Annotated in this window: 17 protein-coding genes; 12 read left to right on the forward strand and 5 right to left on the reverse strand. The window is 39.7% G+C overall.

What is annotated here, in order from left to right; all coding sequences use genetic code 11:
- The first annotated feature begins 1 nt into the window (after position 1).
- Genes QZ574_RS12930 through QZ574_RS12945 form a run of 4 tightly spaced genes read left to right on the forward strand, consistent with a single transcriptional unit; the run spans position 2 to position 3,220 of the window.
- Positions 2 to 772 carry an AMP nucleosidase gene (locus QZ574_RS12930; RefSeq protein WP_297090127.1) on the forward strand — a complete coding sequence of 257 codons (771 nt, stop codon included), beginning with the start codon at positions 2 to 4 and terminating at the stop codon, positions 770 to 772.
- Positions 773 to 791: 19 nt separating this feature from the next.
- Positions 792 to 1,775, forward strand: a complete 984-nt coding sequence (gene holA / locus QZ574_RS12935) for a DNA polymerase III subunit delta (protein ID WP_297090129.1) — start codon at positions 792 to 794, stop codon at positions 1,773 to 1,775.
- On the forward strand, positions 1,775 to 2,386 hold the full coding sequence (locus QZ574_RS12940) for a rhomboid family intramembrane serine protease (RefSeq protein ID WP_297090131.1): 612 nt from the start codon (positions 1,775 to 1,777) through the stop codon (positions 2,384 to 2,386). The genes holA and QZ574_RS12940 overlap by 1 nt, the downstream gene beginning before the upstream one ends.
- A 3-nt stretch (positions 2,387 to 2,389) precedes the next feature.
- A complete protein-coding gene (locus QZ574_RS12945; protein WP_297090133.1) occupies positions 2,390 to 3,220 on the forward strand; it encodes an aminotransferase class IV in 831 nt (276 codons plus the stop codon).
- Positions 3,221 to 3,242: 22 nt separating this feature from the next.
- Here the strand turns inward: QZ574_RS12945 and QZ574_RS12950 are convergent, their stop codons facing one another.
- From QZ574_RS12950 to pruA, 3 genes are all read right to left on the reverse strand, one after another.
- Complete coding sequence (locus tag QZ574_RS12950) at positions 3,243 to 3,833, reverse strand: YqgE/AlgH family protein (protein ID WP_297090135.1); 591 nt, start codon at positions 3,831 to 3,833, stop codon at positions 3,243 to 3,245.
- Between the two features lie 116 nt (positions 3,834 to 3,949).
- Positions 3,950 to 4,258: a septum formation initiator family protein gene (locus QZ574_RS12955; protein ID WP_297090138.1), complete on the reverse strand. Its 309-nt coding sequence runs from the start codon at positions 4,256 to 4,258 to the stop codon at positions 3,950 to 3,952.
- Positions 4,259 to 4,357: 99 nt separating this feature from the next.
- Positions 4,358 to 5,995 (reverse strand): L-glutamate gamma-semialdehyde dehydrogenase, encoded by a 1,638-nt coding sequence (gene pruA / locus QZ574_RS12960; RefSeq protein ID WP_297090140.1) that lies wholly within the window; start codon positions 5,993 to 5,995, stop codon positions 4,358 to 4,360.
- 430 nt (positions 5,996 to 6,425) lie between these two features.
- Here pruA and QZ574_RS12965 point away from each other — a divergent pair, with 430 nt between their 5' ends.
- On the forward strand, positions 6,426 to 8,339 hold the full coding sequence (locus QZ574_RS12965; RefSeq protein WP_297090143.1) for a PAS domain-containing sensor histidine kinase: 1,914 nt from the start codon (positions 6,426 to 6,428) through the stop codon (positions 8,337 to 8,339).
- A 54-nt stretch (positions 8,340 to 8,393) separates the two neighbouring features.
- Here QZ574_RS12965 and QZ574_RS12970 read toward each other — a convergent pair whose 3' ends face one another.
- Positions 8,394 to 9,680, reverse strand: coding sequence for a DUF5103 domain-containing protein (locus QZ574_RS12970; RefSeq protein ID WP_297090145.1), 1,287 nt, complete (start codon positions 9,678 to 9,680; stop codon positions 8,394 to 8,396).
- A 438-nt stretch (positions 9,681 to 10,118) separates the two neighbouring features.
- Between QZ574_RS12970 and QZ574_RS12975 the strand changes: the two genes are divergently transcribed.
- The 6 genes from QZ574_RS12975 to nqrF are packed head-to-tail and all read left to right on the forward strand — an operon-like array spanning position 10,119 to position 15,979.
- Complete coding sequence (locus QZ574_RS12975; protein WP_297090147.1) at positions 10,119 to 11,465, forward strand: Na(+)-translocating NADH-quinone reductase subunit A; 1,347 nt, start codon at positions 10,119 to 10,121, stop codon at positions 11,463 to 11,465.
- Positions 11,466 to 11,497: 32 nt separating this feature from the next.
- Complete coding sequence (locus QZ574_RS12980; RefSeq protein WP_297090150.1) at positions 11,498 to 12,679, forward strand: NADH:ubiquinone reductase (Na(+)-transporting) subunit B; 1,182 nt, start codon at positions 11,498 to 11,500, stop codon at positions 12,677 to 12,679.
- A 15-nt stretch (positions 12,680 to 12,694) separates the two neighbouring features.
- Entirely contained in the window at positions 12,695 to 13,390 is a 696-nt protein-coding gene (nqrC, locus tag QZ574_RS12985; protein ID WP_297090152.1) for an NADH:ubiquinone reductase (Na(+)-transporting) subunit C, read from the forward strand.
- 5 nt (positions 13,391 to 13,395) lie between these two features.
- Positions 13,396 to 14,040, forward strand: coding sequence for an NADH:ubiquinone reductase (Na(+)-transporting) subunit D (locus tag QZ574_RS12990; protein ID WP_297090154.1), 645 nt, complete (start codon positions 13,396 to 13,398; stop codon positions 14,038 to 14,040).
- 25 nt (positions 14,041 to 14,065) lie between these two features.
- On the forward strand, positions 14,066 to 14,686 hold the full coding sequence (gene nqrE, locus QZ574_RS12995; protein WP_297090156.1) for an NADH:ubiquinone reductase (Na(+)-transporting) subunit E: 621 nt from the start codon (positions 14,066 to 14,068) through the stop codon (positions 14,684 to 14,686).
- 15 nt (positions 14,687 to 14,701) lie between these two features.
- Positions 14,702 to 15,979 carry an NADH:ubiquinone reductase (Na(+)-transporting) subunit F gene (gene nqrF / locus QZ574_RS13000; RefSeq protein WP_297090158.1) on the forward strand — a complete coding sequence of 426 codons (1,278 nt, stop codon included), beginning with the start codon at positions 14,702 to 14,704 and terminating at the stop codon, positions 15,977 to 15,979.
- 145 nt (positions 15,980 to 16,124) lie between these two features.
- Here nqrF and QZ574_RS13005 read toward each other — a convergent pair whose 3' ends face one another.
- Positions 16,125 to 16,859 (reverse strand): hypothetical protein, encoded by a 735-nt coding sequence (locus QZ574_RS13005; protein WP_297090160.1) that lies wholly within the window; start codon positions 16,857 to 16,859, stop codon positions 16,125 to 16,127.
- Positions 16,860 to 17,124: 265 nt separating this feature from the next.
- Between QZ574_RS13005 and QZ574_RS13010 the strand changes: the two genes are divergently transcribed.
- Positions 17,125 to 18,186, forward strand: a complete 1,062-nt coding sequence (locus QZ574_RS13010; protein ID WP_297090162.1) for a hemolysin family protein — start codon at positions 17,125 to 17,127, stop codon at positions 18,184 to 18,186.
- Positions 18,187 to 18,214: the final 28 nt, after the last annotated feature.

An 18,214-nucleotide genomic window follows, 5' to 3' on the forward strand; every position in this document is an offset into this window, starting at 1 on the left:
TATGAAGACAAAAAAAGACATTGTTGACAACTGGCTTCCACGGTATACCGGGAAAAAGCTTGATGAATTTGGCAAATACATTTTGCTGACAAATTTTCAGGACTATATTGAGCGCTTTGCACGTAAGTTTGAGGTACCTGTAGATGGAGCCGATAAAAATATGCCCAGTGCCACAGCAGAAGGGATAACCATGATTAATTTTGGAATGGGTAGCCCCAATGCGGCAACCATCATGGATTTATTAAGCGCCATTCATCCCAAAGCAGTGTTGTTTTTAGGCAAATGTGGCGGATTAAAAAAGAAAAATCAGTTGGGCGATTTAATACTGCCCATTGCAGCAATTCGCAGCGATGGTACCTCAAACGATTACCTGCCTCCCGAAGTTCCCGCACTCCCGGCATTTAACCTGCAACGTGCGGTTTCGCATATTCTCCGAAACTCGGAACAAGACTATTGGACCGGCGTGGTTTTAACTACCAACCGCAGAGTGTGGGAGTACGACACACGTTTTAAAAAATACCTGAAAAAAACCCGGGCAATGGCCATTGATATGGAAACTGCAACTTTGTTTACCGTGGGGTTTGCCAACCAGATACCAACAGGGGTATTGTTACTGGTATCCGACCAGCCAATGATATCAACCGGAGTTAAAACAGAAGCAAGCGACAAATACGTATCCTCTTCGTATGTTGAACGCCATATTCAGGCCGGTATTGATGCGCTGCTCGAAATTAAAAACAACGGCCTCTCCGTTAAACACTTACGCTTTTAGTATGGAGCATAAAGAAATAATGCAAAACCTTAAAAAAGGTATTTATCATCCCATTTATTTGCTGCAGGGAGAAGAGGCCTACTTTATTGATGAAATATCGGATTACATTGAAGACCACGTACTTAACGATGGCGAAAAGGGCTTTAACCAAACTATCTTTTACGGGAAAGATGCCGACCCCGTAACCATTGCCGAAGCCTCGATGCGTTTCCCAATGATGGCCAGCAAACAGGTAATTGTGGTAAAAGAAGCACAAAGCTTGAATAAAATAGACACATTAACTGCCTATGCCGAGAAACCGCTGGAATCAACCATTCTGGTTTTGGCCTACAAATACAAAAAACTTGATTCGCGAACAAAACTGGCCAAAGCAATAAAAAAGAACGGCGTACTTTTTACCTCTAAAAAGCTCTACGAAAACAAAATTCCGGCATGGATTGATGCTTACCTGAAGCAGCACAGTTATTCGATTACACCACAGGCAGCATTATTACTTACGTCGTACCTGGGTACCGATTTAAGCAAAATTGCCAACGAATTAAACAAACTGGTAATTGCAGTAAAAGATTCGAACAAAATTACACCCGACCATATTGAGAAAAACATTGGCTTAAGTAAAGAATTTAATGTGATTGAGTTACAAAATGCATTGGGGGAGAAAAATGTTTTAAAAGCCAACCGTATCATTCAATACTTTGGCGCGAATCCTACGCTAAATCCCATTCAAAAAACAATTGCTGGTCTCTATTATTATTTTTCAAAACTTTTTACTTACCATTTTCTGAAAAACAAATCAGAATATAATGTGGCAGCCGAACTGCGTGTTAATCCCTACTTTGTTAAGGATTATGTATCGGCAGCAAAACGTTATTCGCCAACCAAGTTATACGAGATTATGGGAATTCTGCGCGAATACGACATGAAAAGCAAAGGTTTCAACGTATCAACCATGGTGGAAACCGGAGAATTACAAAAGGAAATGATATTTAAAATTTTACATTAATGATTGTTTGGTTTATAATAGGTGTTACAGCGGTAATTTCATACATAGCATTCGGAAATCGGGAGTTATCGACGAAACTACAGTTTAATGCCGCTCAAATTATTCACCGCAAGGAATATTACCGTTTGGTGAGCCATGCTTTTATACATGCCAACTGGGCACATCTGGGTGTAAACATGCTGGTACTGTATTTTTTTGGAAGAAATGTAGTGGTGTATTTTAGTCATTATTTTGGCAACAAGGGCACTGCCTATTTTCTACTGCTCTATTTGGGTGGTATTTTGGCAGCAAACACCTGGAGCCTGATAAAACACAAAAACAATTATTACTACAATGCCGTTGGTGCTTCAGGAGCTGTATCGGCAGTGTTGTTTGCAGCTATTTTTTTTCAGCCCTGGGAACCTTTGTATCTGTTTGCCATTCTTCCCATACCCGGCATTCTTTTCGCTATAGGCTACCTGTTTTATTCGTACCAAATGAGTAAAAAACAAACGGATAATGTGGCACACGATGCTCATTTTTTAGGGGCAGTATTTGGTTTTGTTTTCCCAATATTGCTACAGCCCAACCTTTTTCAGCGGTTTATCGATAATTTATTTTCGTTTCTGTAGTTCATGGCTTACCTACTGTTTAATAATAGTATTGTTAGGGAGAATGAGGTGAGCTTAACCCCGGTGCTACTTGAAGCTCCGCTGATTTTAAAACACTATGTATGGTATGGTTTTGGCGGTATTCCCTTGCTAAAGGAAAATATTGTTTTATTAGAGCAAAAACTACATGCTTTAAACCGGGAACTTCCGGCACTTTTTAAAAATCAACGCGAATTTTCACGGCTTTTAAAACGCACACTGAATAAAAACCGGTATTACCGAAGCGGACTTTTTATCATTCAGCTTTTTTTGGGAGAAAACCGGGATAATTTTATGGTGTCGTGCAGGCCATTCACAGAATCCGGCTTGCCCCGAAATCCGCAAGGCTTATTTCTTCATGTAGCCAAGCCAAAAATATTTAGTCAACTCAATAATTACACTGGAAGCCTTGGTAAGGAAGAGCTTTGGCGGCAAGCGTCGGCTACACAAACAGACATGCAAAATTCAAAAGTAGTGTTGTTAAACCAAAGAGAAGCAGTAAGCGAGGGCATCGGCTCCAATATTTTTATGGTTAAAGAAAACCACGTTTTTACGCCAGCCCTAACCACCGGATGTTTTGCCGATGTTTTACGCCCGGAAGTACTGCGCTTGTGTGAAAAACTTAAAATGAAAATAATTGAATCTGATAACTTAACACCCAAACACATGCAACAAATGGATGAAGTGTTTTTTGTTTCGGAAATGCGGGGAGTACAATGGATTCTTGGCTTTCAGGAACGGCGGTACGTACACGAATTTTCGGATAAGATTTACAAAGAATTAAATCATTTTATACAGGAAAAAGTACAGGGTTAAAACCTGTTTTTAGCAACCTCAGTTAATTCAGCGATGGATTTTCGGGAAAATTCCGCCAGATAGAATAACGGGCTCCTGCCCTTTTCACAAAATTAAACCACGAGTCTTCACTTAAATCACTCATTACGGCCTCCTCGTCAACATCGGTTACCAGCCACGAGTCTTCCTTTAATTCATCTTCCAGCTGGCCACCATCCCAACCGGAATAGCCCAGAAAAAAACGAATTTCTGTTGGATTTATCAACCCGTTTCTGATGTCGCGTTTCAGGATATCAAAATCACCTCCCCAGTACAGGTCACCCATAACATGTATACTTCCGGGCAATTTATCTCCAAGTTTGTGAATAAAATAAACCGAATCAGTAGACACCGGGCCACCCAGATAAACATCTGCATTAAAATCAGGAAAATCAGGGAAAACATCCTGAACGGGAAAATCAACTTTTTTATTCAAAATAAAACCAACTGCACCTTTGTTTCCGTAAGCCACCAAAAACACAACAGAACGATTAAAATAGTTCCCGGCCAAAAACGGTTCGGCAATTAAAATACGCCCTTTCTGCGGTGCAATATTGTTACCTTTAATTTTGAATATGTCTAAATTTTCACTCATTCAAAAGCAATATAAGAAATTTATACTGGCTATCAAATAGCTTTGTTTGCTATTATACTTTGTAACGTATTTGTTAACAGAATGTTTTAAGTGAAGGTTTTTAACAGAATCGCAGACTACTCTTCTTCAACAATTACAAAAACGTCTTCGTCGGGTTTTGACATATGGTATTGCTCGCGAGCAAATTTTTCCAATTCCTCATTTCCTCTGTTCAGGTCTTGAAGTTTTTGTTTATCCGAAGCAATGCGTTCCTGGTAATACTCTTTTTGCTGCTTTAGTTCGTTTAGCTGCTTTTTGCTTTGAATGTGCGAGACAATACTATTTTCATCGCCAAAGATTATCCACAAGGCAAATAAAAGGATGGCAATAACGTATTTATTGCTTATAAACTTAAAAAAACCGGATTGTAAGAATTCTTTCTTCATCGTTCCCAAATGTCTGTACAAAAGTAGAATTCTTAATGGTCAAAAAAAAGAGGAGTCGAATAAATTCGATCCTCTTTTTTAACAGCTTAACCTTAATATTTATTCATTATCCGGTTGAAAATTCGGATAAGTATAATTTACAGGTGGTACAAAGGTTTCTTTAATCGTACGGATTGAGGTCCAGCGCAGGAGGTTAAAAATAGAACCTGCTTTGTCATCTGTTCCCGAACCACGCGATCCGCCAAATGGCTGCTGGCCTACAACAGCGCCGGTTGGTTTATCGTTAATATAAAAGTTACCGGCCGAATTTTCCAGTCGTTTGGTAATTTTTTCGATATTGTAACGACACTGTGAGAACACGGCACCGGTAAGCGCGTAAATCGATGTTTTATCCAGAATATCAAGTGTGGCATCCATCTCTTCATCGTCGTAAACATAAATTGTTAAAACCGGTCCGAACAATTCTTCTTCCATGGTTACATAGTCGGGTTTCTTTGCTAAAATAACGGTAGGCTCAATGTAATACCCCACCGACTTATCGCAATTTCCACCAAAAATTACGTCAGCATCTTCATCAGCTTTAGCCTGGTCGATAAAGCTTTTTAATTTATCAAACGAAGCTTCATCGATAACCGCATTAACAAAATTTGTAAAATCTTCGGGTGGTCCCATTTTTACTGTTGCTAATTCGGCTCCAAAAATTTCTTTTACTTCCGGCCAAATACTTTCAGGAATATAAACCCTTGAGGCTGCTGAACATTTTTGTCCCTGGTACTCGAAAGCACCACGTAACATGGCAATAGCCAGTTCGCGAGGTTTGGCAGTGTTATCAGCAAAAATAAAATCTTTACCTCCGGTTTCGCCAACAATACGCGGATACGATTTGTATTTATAAATATTTTCGCCAATAGTTTTCCAAACACTCTGGAATACCGCGGTAGACCCGGTAAAGTGGATGCCGGCAAAATCGGGATGCGTTAACACCACATCGGCAACTACCGGCCCCGATCCGTAAATCAAATTAATAACGCCATCGGGCAATCCAGCTTCTTTAAAAATTTCCATGATTACACCAGCGGAGTAAACGGCTGTTTTTGATGGTTTCCAAACAGCTACGTTACCCATAAGGGCAGGTGCTGCCGGTAGGTTACCGGCGATAGAAGTAAAATTAAACGGTGTTAATGCAAAAACAAAACCTTCTAAAGGACGGAATTCGTTGTAGTTCCACATTCCTTTGGCCGATTCTGGCTGTATTTTGTAGATATCAGTCATCACCTGCACTCCAAAACGGAAAAAATCGGCGAGTTCACAAGCTGCATCAATTTCAGATTGGAAAGCATTTTTTGACTGCCCCAACATAGTGGCTGCATTTATTTTTGCACGGTAAGGCCCGGCCAAAAGATCTGCAGCTTTCAAAAAAATAGCTGCACGGTGTTGCCAAGCCATTCCAGCCCATTTTTCGCGTGCTTCCAAAGCTGCATCAATGGCCATTTCAACATGGCTTGAATCTCCCTGATTGTAGTAACCTAAAGTATGTTCAATTTCGTGTGGAGGAAACATCCGTACTTTTCTATCGGTAAAAACGTCTTTACCTCCAATTACCATCGGCTGATCTATTTCTACTGAACGTAATTCGGCAATTTTTGCCTTCAATTCAGCTCTTTCCGCAGTGCCCGGGGCATAGCTTAAAACCGGTTCATTTTTTGCAACCGGAACATTAAAAATTCCTTTTGGCATGTCTTTTTAGTTTATATTAATTTATACTTCTTCTTTACACTTATTGCAAAACTAAAAAATAGCTTCCGCCAAAAGCATAACAAAAATCAGTACTACAAAAAACAAACACTTTTATAAAAATCTGAAACAATGCAACTTACACTACTCGCATTTCAAAACAAAACAAAAATCAGGTTTTTATATTCCCATTTTGACAATATTCTCCTTAAAAATTGCTTGTTTTGGCGGGACGTATATCTTTTTTAATATTTTTACATTATTGTTAAAAAGAGTTTTTAAAATATTAGCAGAAAGATTTTGGGCTGCTAAAACAGATACTAATGAAAAAAAGCAGCTTTTTCAGCTCCTATTGATTTGGGGAGCACTGGGAATTTTGACTTCTCTTTTAACGATTAGATACCTACTGTTTTCAACTACCGAAGGATGCCTGATGTGTTCCATCTTCGCATTATCTGTTTCGGTTTTAGCTATTATATGTATTTTAAATGCCCGAAAAGACTGCGCTATTAATGCCATTTTTGGCCTGCCCATTTTGGTTTACGCTTTATACCTTTCAGACTTTACCGATCATTCCCCATTGCTAGAGACAGTGCACTTATCGGTATGGTGGCTAATGGCCGGCCTCGTATTTCTTTACTTCTTCTCAGTGTTGGAATTGCGCCTGGTCATCTACTTTTTTATATCGCTTGGCCTTATTTGTTTTCAGTTGCACAAAGCCAATCACCTTACCGATTCACTTGCCTACTTTGACCCCTTCGTTAGCAATCCTATTTTAATTTTTACGGCTTTCTTTTTGGTTACCTTTTATCTGCGCAAGAAATTAATTATTAGCATAGAAAACTTAAAAGAGCAAATTGACGCACAGCATGAAGGGCTAAACCGCGTTATTCAAAACTCTTCGTTTCTGATTGCAAGGCTGCGTGCAAAACGCGATGAAGATGGCAACATTACCAACCTCATTGTTGAAAAAATAAACAATGCTTTTGAAGCAGCCTTTAAACGGAATTTATACGAAGTGCAGGAGCAGGAAGCAGCGTACGTTTTCGATTTGATTTTTAAAGGTCGTTTCGACGTCAATAAAACCATTCTTTTTAACAAAAAGAGAATTTCCGAGTTTCATGCCAAAGAGTTGGACAAGTGGTATAAGGTTCACATGATAAACCCGCTTTTTAACACCTACTACCTGATATTTGAAGATATTACAAAAACAAAAAATCAAATTGCCGAACTGGAGGCAAGCAAACGAAGGTACAAGGTTTTACTGGAAGCCATTCCCGACATCTTTTTTGTAATTGATAAAGACGGGATTTACGAGGATTTTGTCATCAAAGAAAGTGATTTGTTTAAAATTGAAGATTCAAACATTATCGGGAGTTCAATTTTTGATGCCGGTTTTCCGGATAAAATGGCCAATAAAATTTATTCATGCATACAACACTGCCTCAAACACAACAGTATTGAAAGTATTGAATACTCGTTGAACACCCCCAACGGAACATTTATGTTTGAAATGCGACTGGCAAAATTAAATGCCAATGCTGTTATTTCTGTTGCACGCGATATTACCAAGCGAAAAACAGCAGAATTCGGACTTGAAAAAGCGCTCGTTAAAGCTGAAGAGTCTGATCGGTTAAAGTCTGCATTCCTGGCTAACTTATCGCACGAAATTCGTACGCCAATGAACATTATCACCAACTTCACCCGAATGTTGGCTGACGACTCGATGGATGCATTTGAGCGCCTGAGTATTACAGATGCGATTAACCAGAACGGCCAACAGTTAATGAATATGATTGACAACACCATTCACCTGGCCAGAATTGAGACTGAAAAAATTGCAATAAACACTTCATTCTGCAAAATCAATCCTTTACTCCGCGAAATTTACAACACTCATTTCTCGAACCTACCCGATAGTAAAGACATTCGGATACGACTTAATGCAGATGTTGCCAATGCCGAATTTGGTTTTTCAACCGATGAAGAGTTGCTTAAAGAAGTATTATCAATTTTAGTTGATAACGCCGTAAAATATACCAATGCGGGGCAGGTTACCTTTGGTTTTGAAATGATACGAAACGATTTTGTGAGATTTTTCGTGAACGACACGGGCATTGGTATCCCGCCCGAGGATTACGAACATATCTTTAGTCGTTTCTATCGTGTGCAGAACAAGATCAACCAAACCACATCTGGCTCGGGTATCGGGCTACCCATTGCACAACACTACGTTACCTTATTAGGTGGAGACTTGGAATTTGAATCAAAAGTAGATAAAGGCAGTACTTTCTGGTTTGAACTCCCGTTTAACGAAGGTAGCGGATACATGAAAGTTGTCAGTTAATCACTCTCCGAAAGACGCGAACCACCTGTAAATAACTGTTTATAACAGCGTTGATTAATACCGGTTGCTTACCGAATTAAGCTGCGTATAGCCAACTAACCTGTCGAACCTCCCTGCCAAATCACGATAATAAACCATAATCTGATAATCATTATTGGTTTCCCAAAAACTCCCCTCAATATTGGTATGGTCGGCTGATTTTGCTCCCTGGGGCACATAAACATACATATAGTTGTAGTACCCTTGTTTTAAAAGCAAGGTAAGCTCGTACTGCCCCCGGTCGAAATTATAAGTCATTTCGTTACTTTTATTGGCATTCCAGTTTGATAATGCGCCAAAAACATTGACAGAACCTCCCAGCAAGGGCGCCTCCAGAGGCAAGGTAAAATGAACAAAATTATAATCGCATTCAGTGTCAAAATCACGTACCTCCTGATCCTGACTTTCAACCAAATACATTCCATTCATCTCTTCGTATGAAAAGAAGCGTTTATTTGCCCGAACTTCATCAAGGTTCAATGTTTTGTGATAATACGGCCGATGAAAATCGGTTGCAATCACGTTCTCCCCATTCATGCGGTTGGTGCGAATATCAAAATAACGAAACTCATTACCTGCCGGAAATACATTTTCTTTATTGTAGTCGTAATCCAGCACCCTATCGCGAATATACAAAGGCTTCAAATTCCGTATGGCGTTATCCCAGCGATTATTTTGCATGATTACCACCTTTACCTCGTCGCGTGGATTTAAAATAGGCACGTTGGGATGATGCACTTTAAAATCAACCTCGTGGTTGGTACCTTTAAAAGCATCGAGAGTTGCCCGACGCACAGTACCTTCAATTCGAACTGCATTTTCGTATACATGAAAGCGTTTTGATAATACTCTTTTTTCTTTATCCTGGTCCTCATAAACCACAAGAGCATAATTACCCGAGAGCTTAAATTTCAAATTGTCATTCGGAATCTCAATCCGGTAATTCACATAATTAAACGTTGTATTAAACGACATGGCATAATCATCAACCGGGTTTTCAACAAAACCGTCAATATATTCCTCCTGAGCGATATAGCTTTCATTCCAGTCCGCATCACAGTGTATAATCGTATAATAGTAATCCTTCACATTTTCCGACAAATCGTCAAATTTAAAAACCAGTGTTATATCTTCCTGAAGAGCCATTATCGGGTTCGACAGCTCAAAACCATCGCGATAGGCAAGTACCGTTTTTATATTTTCAAGGTAAATAGCATTCTCGTAATAGAAGTTTTCTTCTTGCCCTTTTACCTGCAAAAAGCAAATGATAAAAAGAATAAGGCTTACAATGGATATTTTCATTTTGTAATTGTATTTTTTGTTTAAAAAAGGCGATGCTACCAACAGATACTTTCTATCATTTGTCCTTTTAGCACCATTTCGTTACACCTGCCTCAAATTATTAAATTAAAGTGTTTTGTAATAGGTGTAACTAATAAAACGTAAAAATCAGGATTTCGTATCTTTTTTCAAAACCGAAAAGTAAAAATCAAAATATTCGCTTAAAATTATTATGATTATCACAGCCTAGAATAAGGCAAAAAATGTTAATTTAATCTGAACACCACCAGCATTGCACCTCAACACACATCTTACTGAATATCAACCTAATAGTATTCCTTTACAACTATGTACATATTTTCATATTTGAAACTATTGAACTTTTAGTATAAACCATTGCGAAAAGCCGATTAAATTAATACTTTTGCACACCTAAAAATAATACATTCTTAATTCGATATGTCAGAAGTAATTAAGTTAAGGAAAGGGCTTAATATAAAGCTAAAAGGAAGTGCAGAAAAGGCACTCGAGAAATTGCCGACTCCGGCAACAGTAGCTCTGAAACCCACTAATTTTCCGGGACTTACTCCAAAACTTAGCGTAAAAGTTGATGCCGAGGTTAAAGCAGGCGAAGCTTTGTTCTATGACAAATATCATCCGGAGATTGTTTTTACTGCCCCTATTGGCGGTAAAGTTGTATCTATTAACCGTGGTGAGCGTCGCAGAATTTTGGAAGTAGTAATTGCAACCGATAAAAATGCAGGATCGGCAGAATTTAAAAAAGCTGCCCCATCAGCGTTATCGGCGGAAGAGGTGAAGGAACAGATTTTAAAAAGTGGTTTATGGCCGTTTATTAAAAAACGTCCGTACGGAATAATTGCCAATCCGGAAGAAAAACCAAAAGCTATTTACATTTCAACATTCGACACGGCTCCAATGGCTCCGGATTATGATTTTGTTTTACAGGATCAAATGGATACATTCCAGACAGGGGTAGACGTTTTAGCCAAACTTACTGAAGGAGATGTTAACCTGGGTGTAAAACCCGGTTCCGCTTTTTCCTCGGTAAAGAATGTGGTAATTAACACCTTTGAAGGGCCGCACCCTGCAGGAAATGTTGGTATACAGATTGCAAATACCAACCCAATCAATAAAGGCGATGTAGTTTGGACAATAAACGTGCAGGATGTATTGTTTATTGGCCGGCTGTTTGAAACCGGAAAAGTAGATTTTACCAAAACAATAGCATTTACAGGCTCGGAGGTAAAAGCACCAAAATATTTTGAAACCATCGTGGGTGCGCCAATTAAAGATTTGGTTAGCGGCAAGCTTACTACTGCAGGATACAGCAGCAGAATTATTAGTGGCAATGTGCTTACCGGCGATAAAGTTTCAGAGAAAAGCTTCCTGAGCTATTACGACTCGCAAGTTAGTGTAATTCCGGAAGGCGATGATTATGAGTTTATGGGCTGGGCTGATCCCGGTTTCGGAAAATTCAGTGCAACCAAAGCGTACTTCGGCAAATTATTCCCGAAAAAAGAATACACCTTAAATGCCAACCTACATGGTGGCGAACGTGCGTTTGTTGTTTCAAACCAATACGAAAAGTATGTTCCAATGGATATCCTACCGGTATTTCTGCTAAAAGCCATAATGGTTAACGATATCGACAAAATGGAGCAACTGGGTATTTACGAGGTAATTGAAGAAGACTTTGCGCTTTGCGAATATGCTTGTACTTCTAAAATTGAAGTACAGAAAATTTTGCGCGAAGGTATTAACACCATGATTAAAGAGCTTGGTTAATTTTTACATGTAACTTATTAGTCTTTTGCAAGATGAATTTCATAAAAAACTTTTTTTTAAATACAAAGCCACATGTACAGAAAGGCGCCAAGTTTCATTGGTTGCACTCGGTACATGATGGTATGTTTACGTTGTTCTTTGTATCAAAGGACACATCGAAATCGGGAGCACACGTTCACGATTACATCGATTTAAAACGTACAATGGGTATGGTGGTGTTGGCCTTAGTTCCGGCTTTATTGTTCGGGATGTACAACACCGGGTACCAGCACTTTAAAGCAATTGGAGAACTGGCCTCAACCGGTTTCTTCGAAATATTCATTTACGGTCTCCTGCGGGTACTTCCCATCCTTATTGTTTCGTACGTTGTAGGTTTGGGTATCGAATTTGTTTTTGCCCAACTACGTGGTCACGAAATTCAGGAAGGTTTCCTGGTATCGGGTTTTCTTATCCCGCTTATTATGCCAATAAACACACCACTTTGGATGGTTGCCATTGCAACTGCCTTTGCGGTTATTTTAGGTAAAGAGGTTTTTGGCGGAACAGGAATGAATATTTGGAACCCTGCACTTGTTGCACGTGCTTTCTTATTCTTCGCTTATCCGGCTCAAATGTCGGGCGAATCGGTTTGGGTGCGTCTTGCATCCGGCGATAAAGTGGTTGACACTTTCTCGGGAGCTACTCCAATGGCGCGAGCTGCTGCGGGTAACCTCGATTACAGTGTTGCCGATGCATTTATCGGATTAATTCCGGGTTCAATTGGCGAAACGTCGGCAGTAGCCATACTGCTGGGTGCCATTTTACTGGTTGTAACCGGAATTGGAAGCTGGAAAATTATGGTTTCAACCATTGCCGGTGGAGCAGTTATGGGCCTTATCCTTAACGCTGTTTCAGGAAACGCAGGTCTTTCGCCCGAAGTTGCCACTTATTTCTCCATGCCTTTCTGGCATCACTTAATTTTAGGTGGCTTTATGTTTGGTGCTATTTTTATGGCTACCGACCCGGTATCGGCATCGCAAACCGAAAAAGGAAAATGGATTTACGGATTCCTGATTGGTATCCTTGCCATTATCATCCGTGTTATCAATCCGGCCTTCCCTGAAGGTATGATGTTGGCAATTTTGCTAATGAACACATTTGCTCCGCTTATCGACCACTACGTTGTAGCCGGTCATATTAAGAAAAGAGCTAAACGAGCTAAAGTTTCTGCATAATAAAAAAGAAGAATCATGGATAGAAATAGTAATACTTACACATTTTTATACGCAGCCATAATGGTAATTATAGTTGCAGCGGTTCTTGCTTCAGTTTCAATGGCGTTAAAGCCTGCGCAGAAAAAGAACGTTGAGATAGAGAAAAAACAAAATATACTGGCCTCGGTAAATATTGAAAGTACTGCAGAAACAGCTGAAGCAATTTATGCTGAGAAAGTGGTAAAAGAATATGTTGTAACCGTAGAAGGCGAGCAGGTTGATGGCGATGCGTTTAACACCGACCTAAAAAAGGAACGTGCTAAAGATGAAGCCGACAAATTACTTCCTGTTTTTGAAGTACAAACCGAAGATGGTATTAAATATGTACTTCCGTTATACGGTGCAGGTCTTTGGGGACCGGTTTGGGGCTATGTTTCGTTAAACGACGATATGAACACCATTTACGGTGCCAACTTCGACCACGAAGGGGAAACACCGGGTTTGGGTGCCGAAATTTCAACAACAGCATTTGAAGAACCTTTTAAAGGAAAGAAAATCTTCGATGCATCGGGTAAACTGGTTTCAATTTTGGTTGCCAAAGTTGGAGAAGTTGCTCCGGAAGAACACAAAGTTGATGGTATTTCGGGTGGTACAATCACAAGTAAAGGTCTTCAACAAATGCTTGAGGACGACTTTGCGAGTTATGAAGAATTCTTAAATAAGAAAAAATAATAGAGATGAGCGAACCATTATTTTCAAAGAAAAACTTAAAGTTATTGTCGGATCCATTGAACGACAGTAACCCAATTACCGTACAGGTACTTGGTATTTGCTCAGCACTGGCAGTTACCGCACAATTAAAGCCATCAATTGTAATGGCCATATCGGTAGCCGCCGTATTAGCATTTGCAAACGTAATTATTTCATTGTTACGAAATACAATTCCAAACCGTATCCGAATTATTGTGCAGCTTGTGGTAATTGCCGCTTTGGTAATTTTAGTTGACCAAATACTTCGTGCGTATGTTTACGACGTAAGTAAGCAGCTTTCGGTATTTGTAGGATTAATTATTACCAACTGTATTATTATGGGACGTCTGGAAGCCTTTGCCCTGGGTAACCGCCCCTGGCCGGCTTTTTTAGATGGAATTGGTAATGCAGCAGGTTATGGTTGGATTTTAATTGTTGTTGGTGCACTGCGCGAGTTATTAGGTGGTGGTTCTTTATTAGGCTACCAAATTATTCCCGATAGCTGGTACATTGCCAACGGAGGATTCTACGCAAACAACGGTTTAATGGTATTGTCGCCAATGGCTCTTATTGTGGTTGGTATTATTATTTGGGTTCAACGCAGCCGCAACCGTAAACTAATTGAAGATTAATTCATAACGCAAAAAAAGAATTCAAATGGAAAATCTGATTAATATTTTTGTTAAGTCAATTTTTATTGAAAACATGGTATTTGCGTACTTCTTCGGAATGTGCTCGTATTTGGCGGTTTCGAAAAAAGTAAGTACTGCAACCGGTTTAGGACTTGCCGTAATTTTTGTGTTAGGAATTACTGTTCCGGTTAACTACCTGTTAGAAAATTATATTTTGAATGAAGGCGCATTGGTTTGGTTGTTGGGCGAAGAATTTGCGACAGTTGACCTTAGCTTCTTGCGCTTTATCATGTTTATCGCCATTATTGCCTCGATGGTACAGTTGGTAGAAATGATTGTTGAGAAATTCGCTCCGGTATTGTACACGCAGCTGGGTATTTTCTTACCGCTTATCGCTGTAAACTGTGCAATTTTAGGGGGTTCATTATTCCTTCAGCAAAAAGCTTTCCTTAACGTTGGCGAAGCCACCATTTACGGACTTGGTTCGGGTGTGGGTTGGCTACTGGCCATTGTTGGTATTGCTGCTATTCGTGAAAAAATCGAATACTCAAATGTTCCGGCACCTCTACGCGGACTTGGTATTACGTTTATCGTTACCGGTTTAATGGGCTTGGCTTTTATGGGTTTCGGCGGAATTAAATTGTAGAATAAAAAAGAGTTAATGAATATGATATTATTAGCAACACTATCAACCGTTGTAATTGCCAGTGTGGCAGTATTCCTGCTGATGGTTATTTTATTGGTATCCATTTTATTGTTTGCCAAAAAGAAATTAATGCCATCGGGAGTTGTAAAAGTGAGCATTAACGAAGGCGACCTGGAAGTTGAAACAGAACCGGGCAACACGCTGTTAACTACGCTTGGCGACAATAAAATTCTTCTTCCATCAGCATGTGGTGGCGGTGGTACCTGTGCCATGTGCCGTTGTCAGGTTGAAGAAGGCGGAGGCTCTATTCTGCCAACTGAAACCGGTTTCTTTACCCGTAAAGAACAAAACGACAATTGGCGTTTAGCCTGCCAGGTAAAAGTTAAAGAAGACATGCAAATTAAAATCCCACAAGAAGTTCTTGGTGTGAAGAAATGGGAGTGCGAAGTGGTTTCGAACCACAACGTGGCGACTTTCATTAAAGAATTTGTGGTTAAACTTCCTGAAGGCGAAACCCTTGATTTCAAATCGGGCGGATATATCCAGATTGACGTACCTAAAGTTGATGTAAACTTTAAAGACATGGATATTGAAGAGGAATACCGTGAGGAATGGGAGAAATTTGGCATGTTCGACCTGGTAATGAAAAACCCGGAACCAACATTCCGCGCCTACTCAATGGCAAATCACCCGGCTGAAGGAAATATTGTAATGTTGAACATTCGTATTGCAACACCACCCTGGGACCGTGCAAGCAACGGATTTAAGAAAGTAAATCCAGGTATTTGTTCATCGTATATTTTTAACCTTAAACCAGGCGACAAAGTAACTGTATCGGGGCCTTACGGAGAGTTCTTCCTGAAAGACAACGACAGCGAAATGATGTTTGTTGGAGGTGGTGCAGGAATGGCGCCTATGCGTTCGCATTTGTTCCACCTGTTCCATACGGTTAAAGAATTGAAAAAGAAAGTTACCTTCTGGTATGGAGCACGTTCATGGAAAGAAGTTTTCTATTACGATCAGTTTAGAGACATCGAGAAAAACTTTCCAAATTTTGAGTTCCACCTGGCACTGGACCGCGAAGATCCGGAAGCGGATAAGTTAGACGTTAAATACAAAACCGGGTTTGTACACCAGGTAATTCACGACAACTACCTGAGCCAGCATGAAGAGCCGGAAGAAATTGACTTTTACATGTGCGGCCCACCAATGATGAACGATGCCGTTCAGAAAATGCTTTACGATATGGGAGTTCCGGATGAAAACGTATTATTCGACGACTTTGGATCGTAAACCACAGAACGGTTTTTTGCATAAGGCAAATAAGACTTAACGATATAGAAGCCACTTTCCTTAGGGAGGGTGGCTTTTTTTTTCAAATGCTTTGATTTTGCCCAATAGCGATTTTAAGACGCTACAACTATGTTAGAGTTTTTAATTATGGCAGAACAACCCGGCCACTTACCACCCCTGTATTTCGGTAACGGGTGGAGTAAACAGCTGTAATAGTTAGCTTTCCGGAGGTTTGTTCTACTACAATTTCCCCAATTCCATTGCGTACCTGCAACGCTTTCAAATTTTCTGGCATATACCTGCCCTCCACAAGGTCGCCTATAAAAAAATCGACCTTGTCCGATTCATCCGACAAACGTGCAGAAATATAATATCCTGTAGCAACCCTGTTCCTGGTTAACACCAGCTCGGGCTGTTTTATGGCATTTCCCGACTCCCAGAATTCGTTTAACCCAACCGCCCGTAATCCGTTTTTATATTCATATTCAGCCTGTAGCGTACCATTGCGGTGATAGCGTTTGCAGGTTCCGTTAAGCTCATCGTTCTCGTAGGGCTGTTCTTTCCACACTTGCGGTTTGTCTCCCAATGCAGCCTTGTAATAAGTGTAAGTTATTCCCTGCTTTTTACCTGCCACATAAGGTATTGTAGAGTATACACTTCCGTGAAGGTAAAAACGTTTTTGTATACCATGTTTAATAGTTGTTCCGCTTACAACCGGTATTTCATATTCAATCTTGGTTGAATTTTTATACGGCTTTTTTATCACCGTTATTCCATCATTCTTACTGTTTTCATTTGTTTCAACTTTCTTTTCCTGATTAAAATTACATCCAACAAAAAATAAAACCAGCAGAAAGAAATAGTTTATAATCGTTTTCATTGCAGTAGTAATTCGGTTTTAAAGCCCATTAAAGTTAACACTATCAGCAACTTTAATGCTAAAAATGAAACTATAAATTTTTTCAGACAGGCAGATAAACAAATATCAGGTAATAAAACAGGGATAAACAGTGCGTTTAATGCACAGAATTTCCAATCATCCAAATGACGAACAGCTGCCAGCTTACTGATTTAAGAATGTACTTCAGACAATTAAATTCCGGAATATTTCTTTATTTTCGTAGTAAACATTGTTGAGGTAATATATGACGACACTTCTTTTCTTCTTTTTAATCTCTATCATTTTTTCATTTTTGTGTTCAATATGGGAAGCTGTAATACTAAGTGTAACACCATCGTATGTTAGTCGCATACAAATGGAAAAGCCACGTTTGGGAAAGCAGCTTAGCTTTTTAAAAGAAGATATCGACCGGCCTTTGTCGGCAGTGTTAACCTTAAACACAATTGCACATACGGTTGGTGCAGTGGGCGTGGGTGTTGAGGCCGGGAAAATATATGGCACGGCAAAAGTCGATTTTTATCTTTTCGAGGCCACCTACGAATCGCTTATAGCCGGACTGATGACGTTGGCCATACTGATTCTTTCTGAAATCATTCCAAAAACCATTGGCGCCACGTACTGGAAACAATTAACATCGTTTACAGTACGTTCGTTAAAAATACTGATGCTTGTTTTGGCTCCTTTTGTTTGGTTAAGCAAATGGGTTACCCATTTAATAAAAAAAGATGGCGAAAAAAGCGTATTGAGCCGTGCCGATGTAGCAGCAATGGCCGATGCCGGGTTAAAAAGTGGTGCCATCGACAAGGAAGAAAAATCAATTATCCAGAACTTGCTAAAGCTCGAGAACCAGGTGGTTAAAGACATAATGACCCCCAAAAGCGTTGTGCTTAGTCTCGATGAAAATCAAAGCCTGGGCGAGATATACAGCAGCTACAATCCTTTTCAGTTTTCGCGCATTCCGGTTTATAGCGAAACTACTGATAACATTACCGGTTTTATTCTGAAAGCTGCTATTTTAGAGAACATTGCAGCCGACAAACACAACCGTCAGGCCGTTGAAATACGAAGAAAGGTATATTTTGTTGAAGATAATGTATCGGTAGCTGAGCTGTTGGATAAACTGATTAAAGAGAAACAACACATGAATATTGTTGCCGATGAATTTGGCACAATTGTAGGCCTGGTAACCATGGAAGATGTTATTGAAACACTTTTTGGACTTGAAATCATGGATGAAACCGACAAGGTTGCTGACCTGCAAAAACTTGCCCGCGAACAATGGGAACAGTCTAAAGATCAAGACTAATTACTCATGAAACACGTAGTTTTTCAAT

Source organism: uncultured Draconibacterium sp. (genome assembly GCF_913063105.1).
Lineage (GTDB): Bacteria > Bacteroidota > Bacteroidia > Bacteroidales > Prolixibacteraceae > Draconibacterium.